The sequence below is a fragment of the Microbulbifer mixtoriginis (SeqCode) genome, from assembly GCF_052466765.1.
The window spans coordinates 144,408-158,004 of sequence record NZ_CP174289.1; the positions used below are offsets into that span (position 1 = coordinate 144,408).

Consider the following 13,597-nt stretch of genomic DNA (forward strand, 5'->3'; position numbering starts at 1 on the left):
ATGCCTTCTTTATAAATTGTGCAGCCTAAGACACTATAAACCTTAAGCTGGCCCGAGGCCTTATTATAAAGCTTCAATCATGAATACTTAGGGGGAGGAGGGCGCCTTTTCTCTGCCCCACCCTTATAGATCACACTACTTTGAGTAGAGGGTTTCTATTCATAAAAACCTTTTGGATTAAATTACGAAGAAATTATATTGATGCCCGTAATGACTTTCTTACTCCTGCAAAAAAGAACAATACGCCTATTGTTTGAACCATATGATAAAGACTATTGTGGTTAAACGTCCAAATAAACGTAAACTCCAGAGCTGTTCTGACTTGCAATACCACAGCCATGAGAGAAATAAACCCGCCAACAACCATATACCAAGCCCCAGGTAAACGCCCCCTAACCCCCATCCATGTATAACCAATAACAACAGGAATCATCACTAACGCTTGATAACCCACAAATACTATGAAACCATCAATTCTAGATACTGCAATGAAATAAAATATCAGGCCAATTAAAAATATGTAGGGCAATAACTTTCTTGATATTCGCTCACCGGCAAGATCACCAATAATAGCGAGTGTAAACGACACCAGAAAAAGACCGAGGAAAAAAAATAAAACATGCCACATGAATATTCTTTCAGGTCCGGCAATCTGAAAACCATGAATTACCGAACCCAATAGGCCAACGACAAACATCACCCCAAAGAAACAAATCCAGCAATTTCTCTTCCAGCTAGACTTGAATTCCGGCCTAATAAAGTAAAGAAATATAAACAACGCCAATACAGCCAATACCAAGTCTGTTATTGCCGAAACTTGCTCAGTAGGTACATCTGTTAACTTAAGCACCTATTTCACTTCCCTTCAGCGCAGTATATTTATATGGAAAATACCACTCAATATCGTATCACCTATTAAACCGTAAAAGCCACCCATAACAGCAATGGCAACACTAGCCGACACCGAACGATCAGCCTCATTACAACCAATACCAAAGTGCCAGGGTTAAATTAATCATCATCATGATAAAATCCATAATAAATATAAACTTCATCACACCTTTCACTTTCCAAGGCCCACCCCCTCTTCGGTTCTTTAGCGCGACTGGCAAGTTATAAATAAACTGAGAACCATGTGTAACAGAAAAAACAAAAAGCAATATAGATCTTTGAATATCCCCGGAAAAGGAGGCGTGATTAACCAATAAAAGAATACTCATTAGCGCCAATGAAAAATTAAACCCGCCTAGAAATTTACCTGACTCAGCCAGTATTCCAAAGACAGGGGTATCCCTATGCTCTCTAGGAACAACCAGCTTGGCAAAAATCTTTCCCCGCAAGGAGAAAACATTGAAACCCATTAAAAACCAAATAGTATTTAGCACTAAAACCAGCTCAAAGATCACGTTACTCTCCAAATTTATTATAATAATTACTTGTGATTACATACGGCTATATACAGTACAGCGTCATCTATTTAGAACCATGTAAAGATGTTTTTTCAGGAGTTACTTAATACAGGCCAGCGCTCCACGATCTCCCCTTTGTCATACACAGCTATATCCCCAAACTGAAGAAATACAGACTCACTTTGAGTTGGTCGCAGGAAAACCCAGTCATCCTCTTGTAAGACAACCTGATTGGAAGCATTGAGCATTTCCTGGTTTGTAGAGCGTCCATAAATAGGATTGATCGAAAGACCTTCTGGAGATTCGGGCAGCGCCTTCCAATACCCCCCAGAGATAAAGAATGTCTGTTCGCGATTTGGGTTTAACCAGCGCATCGTACCCGTTAGTTTCTCCAAACCGGGAATTTGAGTCTGCGGTAACTTCTTCAATACTGGGCTGGCGATAAATGCGGCCGCCTTGTGATCACTGAGGGTGGGAATATCAAAATCTGTAGGTTTAACAAGACAGGAACCTGCCGCCAGCTCATTACAGGGTGCACTATCTGAGCGTGATTTATAAAGCTGGTAAGTCGGGCTGCCGGCGCCATTCAACGTCAACCTTTTAGGATACTGGTCACCCAACAATTGTTTAGCTTGCTCAAGCCTCTGAGTATAAATCTCCAAACCGCGATTAATGGCTTTCTCTGGGCCACCTAAAATACCCGGCATCTTAGCCGCATGGGCGTCATAGCCCATAAATCCCGACAGAGTAAGCAGTGGTTCTGCCTTAATAATATTGAGCATTTCAGTAAGGTCCCGAGCATCGCTGACTCCACCGCGATGCAACCCCACATCCAACTCGATATTGATTTGTAACCTTTGCTCAAGGCTACCGGCTAGTGCCGCATACTGTTGTAGCCGCCTAGGGCTATCAATCAGCCACTGAAGTTGTGTTCTAGGGTCAAATCCACTGGTTGTTGGGCGGCTATAAAAGCTCTTGGCCGCAGCAATCGGAAGAGGCTTACCCAGCAAAATATCTGCCTGTGGTTGTGACTGCGCCAACTGTTGCAAAAAAGGTAGATGGAAAACCATATACCGCTGCGTACCAGTCTGTTTGGCAACCGCCTCCAGTAACCCCAGAGCTGGTAACGATTTGGCAACAACTCGATAGTCAAAGTGCCCATTTAGATGCCCAGAAAGCACAGTCGCATTGGCTCTCAAGCGGTTTAAATCCACTACCATTGTGGGACCAGAGAAACCTGCGGAATCCAGAGCCTTAGAGAGACTTTGAAAATAGTTAGTGTGCCCCCCCTGCCCCAAAGCTTTAGGCCTTAATAAAGGAAATGCGGCCGCAACCCCCAATGCCGCTCCGCCCAGTAAAAATTTTCTCCGCGTTTTCTGCACAGTTCGCTCCCCTAGTCTCTCTTCAGCCCTGAGATGAATAAGGGCCCTATCAACCAATTAGTTTTTTCAGGTACGGGTTTAAAAATTTTCCTTTAGGGTCAAGCTCACGTCTTACCTCAAGAAAATCCTGCCAGCGGGGGTATAAACCAGCCAGGTCCTGCCGGTGCAAGGTATTAAGTTTCCCCCAGTGCGGTCTGCCGCCATGCTTGCGCATAATGGGTTCCAGTGCCTTAAAAAGGGGCTGGTAATCCTCCTCAAAGTAACGGTGTACCGCAATAGATACGGAATCCTGCTGGTAGAAGGGACTCAACCAAATATCATCCCCCTTTACAAAGCGCACTTCGATAGGAAAGAACACATTAAGATTGTTCTCTTCGATTGTACGGCGCAGCTCCTCAAAAGCAGCCAGTCCGGCTTCCCTGGGAAGGTGGTATTCCATCTCATTGAAGCGAACATTTCGCTCACTGGCGTAGTTTCGCCAAGAGGACTCCACAACCACCTCCTTTTCAATATCCTTCATTGCAGACTGTAAGGCGTATTGCCGTAATCTGGGCGACCAGCCAAGCCAGTCTCGAACAGTTTTAAGGGTCATTACAGCTTCGTTAGTATCTTCACGCGCGGTAGTAAAGATCTCTTCATCCGTTAATTGGTGCGTATCAGCCATACACATTCCGGAGAAAGGAATATAGTAAAACTCGAAATTGCGATTTGACTCCGCCAGTGTCTCCGCCTGCTCAAGCACCTCCCCCATGGGAGCCACCCAGGATTCTCGCCGGAGTTTGTAACTGGACTGGTTCTGCATACGCACCTTGGTCACTAACCCCAGGCTACCCAGGGAAACTTTGGCTGCTATGAAAGTCTCTGGGTTTTGCTCTGCATCGCACCACAGAGTGCTGCCATCTGCCGTAACCAGCTCCAATCCCGTTACATAGCTGGACATACAACCTAAACCGGCCCCAGTGCCATGAGTGGCAGTGGCCAGGCATCCGCCGAGAGTTTGCTCATCAATATCCGGCTGATTAATCAAGGCTTGACCAATATCTTCAAGCGGCTGGCCAAGATCGGCTATACGTGTACCCGCGTAAATCGTAGCCTGGGTGGTTTCGCTACTATGATCGGCCACACCGCTAATGCGCCCGAGCGAGAGAATGGTGTCATCGGTGGGCACCAAGGCCGTGAAGGAGTGCCCAGCCCCCACAGCTCTAACAGTACCTCTAGCATCAGCTACACGTTGCTGTAGTTCGGCGATAGTCTTTGGTGCCAGACGTTCACTGGGCAGGCAGTCTTGCGAACCAGACCAGTTGCGCCAGCGGATACCCTTACGCTTTACTGGGTCACTCGCCTGTACCAAGGTGCGTGCCATAGAGGAGATTGGAGTAGCAGCGATAGTTGTAGAACCAGCGGCAATAGTTGTAATAAAGCGGCGACGTGACTGCTGCATAATCCCTTACTCCGCAGAGGCCATAAAGACAATTAACTGCTCAAACTGCTCCGGTGAGCACTCGAAACAAAGACCCAGTGGCGGCATCCCCTGGAAACCATTAATCGCGTTTTCAACCAATACATCCATTCCCTTGTCAAGACGCGGTTCCCAGCCGGCAATGTCCCCAGTGAGTGGCGCAGCGCTGACCCCAGTGCTGTGACAGCTGCGACAGGTTCGCTGATAGATTTCAGCAATTTCTGGATCAGCGGGCGCCAAAGTCAGCGCTTGTTGGGCTAAGGCCAAACGGTTTTTAGGGCTACTGTCGTTGGATTCTGAGCAACCACTCGTCAGTAAAGCCACAATAAGAGGGGCGCAGAAGAGCCTAAGGCTCCGGTAAGGTCCTACCAGTTCCATGTATGTACACCTACTACATTATTGTTAATATTTCCCAGGCTCTGGAGCCTGAGGTGGGCGTTGTGTACTTAAACTGCAACCATTGTTAATCAGGCTGGCAGCTAAGACAACAAGCGGAACTGCCCAGTCTATTATTGATTTTAAAATTTACTAATCCGGTATCCACTCATATCACCAATCCTTTATTATTCCGATAATTACTTTCTAGTACGCTTGCCCAACCTTTTATTTTGGCCATAGCCCGCTAAAGCTCTTTCTATCTTACTTATTGATGAAATGACAATTAGTATCTATTACTGAAGTCTTTTATCCGTTCGGTAGACGCCAAATAAAAGTCGCTTAAATATTGCTAGTAAAATTAGTCAGTTAAGGAGGCCCCACAATTAATTAAAAATCGTTCCCTTTACCACGCACAATCAATAGACGATATCCGAGACACACCATTTATAGAACAATAAAATCGTACAACTCAAATAACGGATAACAATAAAATGAAAAACAAACTATTAAGATCAGCTCTTATCGTAGGAAGCCTGGGCCTAAGCGCTTCTGCTTCAGCAATAACTTTGTCAGAAATATGGGATATTCTGATTAGTTCCAGCACTCAAGTAGGTTTTACCGGCACTGTGGGCAATCAAGCCTATAGCAGGCCGGGAAGCTTGGCTGGGCAAAGTGGCCAAATTAGAGTAATGGCAGCCAACATAAAGGGCTTTCCTGAAGGTTTACAGGGTATTTCTGATGGCCAGGCATCTCTATTTTCATCCACCTATATTGCCGGGCAGGCCTACGATATTGTCGGACTCCAGGAAAACTGGGTCAGAAATTACGCGGTGATGTCTCCCCTTAGCCAAACAGAATATCCTTATCGAAGTGATCATTTCCAGGGCGGGGTCTTCAGTTTTGGCGATGGTTTAAGCACTATCAGCAAACACCCTATTAATGGAAGGCAGCTGCATGTTGAGTATTCAAGCTGTAAGGGTACCTACTCAGACTTTATCGCAAACGGCTCAAGTCCCGATTGTGAGACGGAAAAAGGCTTCACCTTCACTGAAGTTCAGCTAGCCAAGGACCTAAAAGTACACTTTTACAATACTCACATGGACACCAGTAACGGCCAGGAGAAAACAGGCCAGTTCAACCAGCTCAAACATTTTATTCAACAAAATTCGGCCGGATATCCAGTGATTGTAATGGGTGACTTTAATGCATGGATTGACAACGGCGGCTGGCAGCCAGGACCTAATCAGTCGGAGTTGGGGCGCTGGGCTTCCGAGTTGGGCTTAACCTGGTCCTGTAGCCAGGTAAGTTATGCCGCAGGTAATACGAATATTAACGATGTAAAGGGCCCCTGTAAGGGTGTTGACCATATTGCTTTTCGCGGCAACTCGCAAATTAGCTTCTCTACCAACCGGTATGATGAAGTCCACCAGAGCATCAGTGATCACAACCCCATTACGGCAACATTAAGTTGGACCAATCACGCTGCCGCCTATTCATCCACTTATGCGAGGGCACATACAGCCTCCCTGCTTAATACCCACCACAACACACGCATTCAGGCTGTCTACGGTGGTAACGATGAGGCAAAAAATATGCCTGCTGCGGCTGCAGAATGGGAGACTTTTACTCTTGCGCTGGAGCAAAAAGGGAACACCCAGCAGTGGGTGGATCACCGCTGTATTCAGAGTGGTGACACGGTTTCACTGCGCGCCCATAACGGTCATTACTTACGTGCCACTCCACATAACAACCATAATGTCGATGTAAGAGCCAGTGTGCTTTTAGGCTGGGAGAAATTTGTCCTTTACAACCATTCCAACGGATGGGCCTGTTTGAATCAAAATGACAAAATCACTTTGAAAACAGCCCACGGAAAATATGTGATGGCGGACGCAAATCGTAACCTGTCCGCTTCAGATAATCAGTTAGCCTGGGAGTTCTTCCAGGTTGAGCTTGGGAGATAGCATGTCTTCAAATACTTCCAAACAGTTGCTTTTGCGCTCACATGCTCAAGGAGAAGTAGCTCTAAACTAATGTCCAGTTTTTAGAAGCAATTCGGGCTTGGACGGGCACTTTAATTGTCAAAAGAGCTCGAATTGCATTATTTAGAATCTACCATCCTTAAGCTGGTATTTAGGAAAACTCCTTCACGCAATGAGCGATGGATGCTAGTTTCCCTTATCTCGTGGAGGCTAACACCACAATAAAACCACTAGATTAATTATCGATCGACCATCTTCAATGATCTTCCACCCAAAACTTTGTTAAGTACGGCAGCTAAGCGCACACCACCTTGCTGTAGACGCATTTCTAAGGAATCCCTACAGCGCAAGAAGTACTTTTCCCCCAATTGAGTTTCATTGGTATATGCCAGTTTATGAGCCAACTGATGGGACTCCTTTGCCCAGTCTGTTGCATCTGTAGACTGCCAAAGCTGGCTCTGGACTGCACCAATTTTTTCTGTCTGTTCTTTTGCATAACCCTGCCAATCGGTAACCACTCTTGAGACAAGATGGATATCCCAAAGAGCGTGTAAATTGGTCTCCTCTCCATAAAAGTGCACGAATACATCGTTGCCACCACGATCCGAATAAAGACCTGTGTGTAGCGGCTGATGAAGATCCCCTACAAAGTGCGCAATAAACATTAAGGCCTCGGCACGCTCTGTCCCTGACCGGGTGCGATCTGCAAGAACTTCTTCAAACTGCTGAATGGCTTTGACAATACACCCTGTTGGAGGGCAATCCCTCTCCGCGTCATAGCGGTTCCAGTCACGGGATAGATTGATATAGTGCATGGGCGCTGCCCAATTATATTGCTCGTTGGAACGAATACGATCCGCCCAGGTGGCTGACTCTGCCAGATGTGGTTCCCCAACCTCATCAAGTAACAATTCAACTTCTGCGGCTACATTAGGTGCCAAATAATACCAAGCGATTTCTCCAACCACTCTATGGCCATCATCTCCCCAAGCATGGGTTTTTAGGGTGCTGAGCAGCCCAACCAATAGAATATTTATACAAATTATTTTTTTTAGGTTAATCATCTCAATCATCCACTGCAGAAATTTGCGGCAAGCTTAATAAACACTTGTGACAAATTGGTATGCATCAATGCCATCTCACGAACCTGTTACAAAATTGCAACAAATCGTTAACCAGCCCTTCAATTTCACCCGCTAAAAAGCACTCTGGCCGAGACCTGGGGATGAGTCTCGGGAGCCGATTACAACCAGTTCTCTCAAAGCCACGCTGTTGGCCCACTTAAAGACCAGGATCTAGTTATGAAACCTTCTATCTTCCGGCGCATGTGCTTATCCGCCGCAATTATCTCCGCGATTGGTTCAACACATATCTCTTACGCTCAGGAAACTGCCGCAGCCATTCGCGGCTCTATTACTGGTAGCGCAGGCGAAGCCATCAGCGATGCAAAAATTACTGTAGTGCACACGCCATCCAATAGTCGGCGAGTGGCCGAGGCAGGAGAATCAGGACAGTTTAATCTCAGTGGTTTGCGTGTGGGTGGCCCTTATATCGTCAAAATTGAAACCGAACAGGGGAATCGTACCTTTGAAGATATTTATCTCTCAGTAGGCGATACCCTGCCCCTGATGGTATCCCTCGACACAAGTAACCTTGAGGAAGTCAGCGTGCTTGGCCAAGCTATCACTACTTCCCGACTAGCGGTAGGCCCGGCATCTCACTTCAATAGCGATGACCTAGCCAGTGCACCCGCAGTAAACCGCGATATCAAGGACTTGCTACGTCTGGACCCACGAGTTTACATCGACGAAGCCAGTTATGACTCTATTCAATGTACTGGCGCCAACCCGCGCTTCAACAGCCTTACTGTTGACGGGGTGCGCATGAATGACAACTTTGGCTTGAATAGCAATGGCTATCCAACAGAGCGCATGCCCTTCTCATACGATGCAATCGAGCAAGTTGCTGTAGAGTTGGCTCCATTCGATGTGCAGTACGGCGGATTCAGCGCCTGTAACATCAATGCAGTGACCAAGTCCGGCAGCAATGAGTGGCATGGTTCATTCTTTTATGACTATACCGATGATGGTTTCCGTGGAGATTCTCTTGAGGGTGAAAACTTCCCTGTAGCCAGCTTTGATGAGAAACGCTACAACGCTACCTTAGGTGGAGCCATTATCCAGGACAAACTGTTCTTCTTCACCGCTTACGAAAAGCTAGAAGGTGTCGCTACTTTTGACCGTGGACCAACAGGTAGTAACTCTCCCTCTGAGGTTGAGGGCGTATCTCAGGAGCAGCTGCAGGAAATCGTGCGCATCGCGAATGATGTGTACGATTATAACCCTGGCGGGCTCCCCTCAAGCCTGCCGGAAGAAGATGAGAAATTGCTGATCAAGCTAGACTGGAATATCAGCGATAATCATCGAGCCTCTCTTACCTATAACTACAACGATGGCTACTCTATTGCCGAATCCGACGACGACTACAATGAGCTAGAGCTATCCAATCATTATTATGAGCGCGGTGCCGAACTGAATTCTTATATTGTTCAGCTGTTTTCCGATTGGAGCGATATCTTTTCTACAGAAATAAAGATCGGTTATTCAGAGTTGGATAACTGGCAACTCTCTCTCGGTGGTACTGAATTTGGTGAAGTCCAGGTCACCAGTAAGGACGAAGAAGGCCTAAAGAGCGCAACGGTTTACTTGGGATCTGATGACTCCCGCCATGCCAATAAGCTGAGTTACGATAATTTGAGCATAAAACTCGCCGGGCGCTTATTGCTGGGTGAGCACAATCTCACCGCCGGCTACGAACATGAAAGTTTCGATGTATTTAACCTGTTTATTCAGGAAGCACAGGGGGAGTACCGGTTTGCTAGTATCGAAGATTTTGAAAATGGCGTTGCCAGCAAAATTATCTATGAAAATGCTGCCATCACCAATAATCCCTTGGATGCTGCAGCAGAGTTTGCTTATGACATCGATACTTTCTACCTGCAGGATGAATACACTTTTGCCGAAGTTGATCTCACAGTCGTAGCAGGCTTGCGCTATGACCGCTACAGCAGCAACGATAGGCCGGTGAAGAATCTGGATATCACAGAAACGTACGGTTTCAGTAACCAGCATAATATGGATGGCATAGACCTTTTACAGCCACGTCTCGGTCTCAACTGGAATGTCAATGATAGCCTGGAGCTACACGCTGGCCTGGGCCTATATTCTGGTGGCAATCCCAACGTTTGGATTTCCAACAATTATTCCAACAACGGGGTATTGCAGATAGAAACCACCGATAGTAGTGGAACCCCGCTCTTCGATATGGACTGGACTGGCAGTGGCCGCCCCATCTATGACATACCGCAAAATCTATATGACCAGGTTGCCAATGGAGAAGGTAGATCTGGTGGCGTCAATCTGATGGATCCGGATTTCGAAATCCCTTCAGTTTGGAAGTATGCCATCGGCGCTAGTTACGAGTTTGAATCCGGCTATTTGCTTTCTGCTGACTACCTCTATAGCGACTATAGAGATGCAGCCATTGTCCGCGATATATCCCTGCAACAAGTGGATACTGCTGTGGATGGGCGCCCAATTTATGAAAGTGCCAATGGTCGTAGCGGAGACTTTATGCTCACTAACGTAAAAGGAGATTCCGGTTTTTCCAGCGTTCTATCCCTGGGTCTAAGCAAGTCCTTCGACTTTGGTCTCAATGTAGCCTTGGGCTATGCCTACACAGAAGCCGAGGATGTGAATCCAATGACCAGTTCTGTGGCTTGGTCTAACTACACCAAAATTGCAACTATCGATGCTGAGAATCCGGGGGCCGCTACCTCCAACTATGTGGTACCCCACCGCTTCACTCTCAAAATGGACTACGCTCACGAGTTTTTTGCAGGCTATGAAACGCGCTTTACCTTGTTTGGCAGTGCAAATGAAGGGCTACCCTATAGCTATACCTTTGGCGGCGGCTTATTTGGCGATGCAGGCTCCGGCCGCAGCCTACTGTACATCCCAACCGGTAGCGATGACGCAAATGTAGTATTTGCTGAAGACTTCGATACCGAAGCCTTTTTCGCTTTTGTTGATTCTGAAGATCTTGATCGCGGTCAGATTATGGAACGAAATGAAATCCATAGTGATTGGTGGACCAAGTTCGACCTACGTATTGACCAGGAATTACCCGGTTGGCGCGCGGATGACAGGATCAACGCCTACTTTATCGTAGAAAACCTGGGGAACTTGATTAACGATGATTGGGGCGTGATGTATGAAGGAGACTTCCCGCGCTATCAGGCCGCTGTAGAGGCTGATATCGATGACCAGGGCCGCTACGTTTTCAATAAATTCTTAGAGCCATCAGGCCAGACACGGGTTGCTGAACCGTCTTATTGGAGCGCTCGTATAGGCGTTCGCTACGAATTCTAACCATAAGAAAGCCGCGGCAATTGCCGCGGCTTTCTATTATCCAATTATTAAATAATCCTAGTTCAGCAACTCTAGGCGCTACCCAACCAACGGGCCAAGGTTTCCCGTAACAGATCCTTGCTCAGGGGCTTGGTTAGATAATCATCCATTCCTGCCGCTAAACAACGCCCTTCGAATTGTTCTTCCGTGGTACTGGTTAAAGCAACGATTGGTAATCGATCATCAGGCCTGTGCTCTGTTTCCCATCGGCGCAGTATCTCGATTATCTCGGCACTGTGATCGGTATTTTGCTGACAATCTACCAGGGCCAGGTCGTAATGCCCCTCTGATAAACGCAGCAAGGCCTCCTCCCCATTGCTGGCGATATCCACCTGGTAACCGAGTGCCTGCAACATCTCTTCCGTTACCCACTGATGTGGACGGGAGTCCTCCACCAACAGCAGGGAATATTGCCGTGGCTGATCGGCACCACCTTTTACTACACGCCGAGTAGTTCGCTTGGCGCCGCCAAAGATTCTCTCCACCAGAGTATCGTGTAACTCCTTACGGGTTACCGGACGTCCCAGATAGAGAGCTGAAGGTACGAGTCTTTGCAATTCCGCAAAAGAGGACTTTTGACCAAAGCCGCCCAGGCATATCAATGGGCAATCACGGTCCTCAGCATGAGTCTTTTCAAAGAATGGTGTAACTGATTCGAAGAGTATCTCATCGCCCATGGCGGGCACCAACATGATCAGTTGCCCTCGCTCCAAAGCCTGCTGAAGGAGCTGCTGTACTTCACACTCGCAACCTTCACACCAGCGCTGGGACTTTACGTCCATACCAAAGGAGCGCAGCATCTGCATCAAGCCGGAAATAAACAGGCCCTTTTGGTGTATCAGTAAAACCTCACTATCCTGCAAACGGCGGTCCGGGGTTAAGTAGGTACGCTGATTAGGTTCAATAGTAAATTTGACTACGACCTGGTAACGGTTACCGTCTTGATTGGAGTACAGTTGTAGATACCCCCCCATAGCTTCCGCCAGACCCTTGGCGATAGACAGCCCTAAACCTGTAGTCACCTGATTGGTATCCATTCTGGAAAAAGCACCAAACAGCTCGCTCTCATCAGGCAGGATTTCACCGCGGCCGTCATCTTTCAGAGTAATATTCAACTGCCCTTCTACAGAGGTGATCGGGGTAAAACTCACTTCGCCCCAAAGCTCTCCCCGTTGGGCAATACCCGTAGCCGAGTCCACCAGATTGCGAATCAACTGAGCTGTTTTGCGATTATCGCCAGTGACCATCACCGGCAGGCTGTCATCAATCTGAAAGTTAAATTCCAAAGACTGACTATGGGCTGCTCGCGCAGCGAACTTGAAGGACTTTTCAATGGTTTTGACCAGGTTAAATGGCCCCTGGCGCATACGGATATCTTTGCGAGCAACACGGGTAAAGAGCCCCACATTGTCCACTAGCTTAAGCTGTTGGCTGCTGGCATTTTTGGCCAGCCCCACCCACTCTTTTTGACGCTCGCTGAGCGGTTCTGCCTCCAAAAGAGACAAGGCCCCCAAGGCATCAGAAAGCTGACTGCGGAATTCCTGACCAATATTAACAATAAATTCATTCGTCAATTCAACGGCTGCTTCAGAGTGCTTTCGTGCTGCGGCCAGGCTGCTCGCACGCTGCTGCAACTCCTGCATAGCCGACAGGCGCTCCCAATAATTCTCCGACTCTCGCCGCCCTTGGTGAGCGGTCAGCCAGATAAAGGCCAGAGTGAGCGTCCCGTAAATAGTACCGAGGATCATGCCAGAAAAAAGAGCCATCAATGCCGCTGGCAGTAAAGAAGTAACCGTAAACCAAGTGAGAAAACGGTGATAAGGCGAGAATACCGTAGTCACGCTAGAGCAAAAGATGACGGTATAGATCCACAGAAAGTGGGTCTCTGGGGCAAAGCCCATATAGTAAACAAAATAGAATAAAGTCAGGCCCCACCAGATAGAGCCAAGAATCGATACAAAAAAGTAATGATTACGCCAGCGATTGGGTCCCGAACTATACAAATGACCAAAACGAAAAACGTAGTAACCGCGGATCAGCGTGAGAACCACCAACCCAGCCCCTAGAATCAGCAATAAGCGCGGAGCTTCCAGGCGCATATCACCGATGGTGGCCGCGATCAAAAATGCACAGAATGAGAGTACCATGCCTCGCCGACTATATTTGGCGATACGCATATCGGTGGCTCGGCAAATACGCCGATCCTTCTGCACCTTGAGTTCAGGGCGATCAAATAATGTCATAGCGACCTTCCCTGGAGCATTGGGTATCCGGTGACATAGAGGCCCCTAGCCTATCCCAAGTACTTCAACCAGTACTGTTTTTATAATAAAGCCGAGCAGTCCAAGACCGAGTGCCAGAAACAGGATAAAGGTGCCAAACCTACCCGCTTTAGAATCCTTGGCCAGGTTCCAGACGATAAACACCATAAATAAGATTAGTGCGCCAATTCCCAACCACAGGGAATACTCTTCAAACTGCTCAAAAGTCATGCAAATCTTCGCTTGTAAAAATTGGC

10 protein-coding genes are annotated in these 13,597 nt (G+C 47.4%); 2 read left to right on the top strand and 8 right to left on the bottom strand.

Annotation, left to right across the window (positions count from 1 at the left end; genetic code table 11):
- Window positions 1-193: 193 nt before the first annotated feature.
- From ACJJIV_RS00635 to ACJJIV_RS00655, 5 genes are all read right to left on the bottom strand, one after another.
- Window positions 194-850: a DUF6962 family protein gene (locus ACJJIV_RS00635; protein WP_444890357.1), complete on the bottom strand. Its 657-nt coding sequence runs from the start codon at window positions 848-850 to the stop codon at window positions 194-196.
- A 130-nt stretch (window positions 851-980) separates the two neighbouring features.
- Window positions 981-1,406, bottom strand: coding sequence for a hypothetical protein (locus ACJJIV_RS00640; protein WP_444884962.1), 426 nt, complete (start codon window positions 1,404-1,406; stop codon window positions 981-983).
- A 95-nt stretch (window positions 1,407-1,501) separates the two neighbouring features.
- Window positions 1,502-2,791: a DSD1 family PLP-dependent enzyme gene (locus tag ACJJIV_RS00645; protein WP_444890358.1), complete on the bottom strand. Its 1,290-nt coding sequence runs from the start codon at window positions 2,789-2,791 to the stop codon at window positions 1,502-1,504.
- A gap of 49 nt (window positions 2,792-2,840) precedes the next feature.
- Window positions 2,841-4,232, bottom strand: coding sequence for an FAD-linked oxidoreductase, L-gulonolactone oxidase family (locus tag ACJJIV_RS00650; RefSeq protein ID WP_444890359.1), 1,392 nt, complete (start codon window positions 4,230-4,232; stop codon window positions 2,841-2,843).
- 6 nt (window positions 4,233-4,238) lie between these two features.
- The gene (locus tag ACJJIV_RS00655) at window positions 4,239-4,628 is read right to left on the bottom strand and encodes a c-type cytochrome (protein ID WP_444890360.1); all 390 of its coding nucleotides are present in this window, start codon (window positions 4,626-4,628) and stop codon (window positions 4,239-4,241) included.
- 491 nt (window positions 4,629-5,119) lie between these two features.
- On the opposite strand from ACJJIV_RS00655, the gene ACJJIV_RS00660 reads away from it, so the two are divergent.
- Entirely contained in the window at window positions 5,120-6,592 is a 1,473-nt protein-coding gene (locus ACJJIV_RS00660; protein ID WP_444890361.1) for an endonuclease/exonuclease/phosphatase family protein, read from the top strand.
- A 257-nt stretch (window positions 6,593-6,849) separates the two neighbouring features.
- Here the strand turns inward: ACJJIV_RS00660 and ACJJIV_RS00665 are convergent, their stop codons facing one another.
- Window positions 6,850-7,674 (bottom strand): S1/P1 nuclease, encoded by an 825-nt coding sequence (locus tag ACJJIV_RS00665; RefSeq protein WP_444890362.1) that lies wholly within the window; start codon window positions 7,672-7,674, stop codon window positions 6,850-6,852.
- A gap of 237 nt (window positions 7,675-7,911) precedes the next feature.
- On the opposite strand from ACJJIV_RS00665, the gene ACJJIV_RS00670 reads away from it, so the two are divergent.
- Window positions 7,912-11,040 (top strand): TonB-dependent receptor, encoded by a 3,129-nt coding sequence (locus ACJJIV_RS00670; protein WP_444890363.1) that lies wholly within the window; start codon window positions 7,912-7,914, stop codon window positions 11,038-11,040.
- Between the two features lie 71 nt (window positions 11,041-11,111).
- Here the strand turns inward: ACJJIV_RS00670 and ACJJIV_RS00675 are convergent, their stop codons facing one another.
- Both ACJJIV_RS00675 and ACJJIV_RS00680 read right to left on the bottom strand, forming a co-directional pair.
- The gene (locus ACJJIV_RS00675; protein ID WP_444890364.1) at window positions 11,112-13,322 is read right to left on the bottom strand and encodes a hybrid sensor histidine kinase/response regulator; all 2,211 of its coding nucleotides are present in this window, start codon (window positions 13,320-13,322) and stop codon (window positions 11,112-11,114) included.
- Window positions 13,323-13,367: 45 nt separating this feature from the next.
- On the bottom strand, window positions 13,368-13,571 hold the full coding sequence (locus ACJJIV_RS00680; protein ID WP_252085852.1) for a DUF2788 domain-containing protein: 204 nt from the start codon (window positions 13,569-13,571) through the stop codon (window positions 13,368-13,370).
- Window positions 13,572-13,597: the final 26 nt, after the last annotated feature.

Bases quoted from the DNA above. Each gene is read 5' to 3' on its own strand.
- ACJJIV_RS00650 (WP_444890359.1), bottom strand. From the start codon at position 4,232: ATGCAGCAGTCACGTCGCCGCTTTATTACAACTATTGCCGCTGGTTCT.
- ACJJIV_RS00655 (WP_444890360.1), bottom strand. From the start codon at position 4,628: ATGGAACTGGTAGGACCTTACCGGAGCCTTAGGCTCTTCTGCGCCCCT.
- ACJJIV_RS00660 (WP_444890361.1), top strand. From the start codon at position 5,120: ATGAAAAACAAACTATTAAGATCAGCTCTTATCGTAGGAAGCCTGGGC.
- ACJJIV_RS00665 (WP_444890362.1), bottom strand. From the start codon at position 7,674: ATGATTAACCTAAAAAAAATAATTTGTATAAATATTCTATTGGTTGGG.
- ACJJIV_RS00670 (WP_444890363.1), top strand. From the start codon at position 7,912: ATGAAACCTTCTATCTTCCGGCGCATGTGCTTATCCGCCGCAATTATC.
- ACJJIV_RS00675 (WP_444890364.1), bottom strand. From the start codon at position 13,322: ATGACATTATTTGATCGCCCTGAACTCAAGGTGCAGAAGGATCGGCGT.
- ACJJIV_RS00680 (WP_252085852.1), bottom strand. From the start codon at position 13,571: ATGACTTTTGAGCAGTTTGAAGAGTATTCCCTGTGGTTGGGAATTGGC.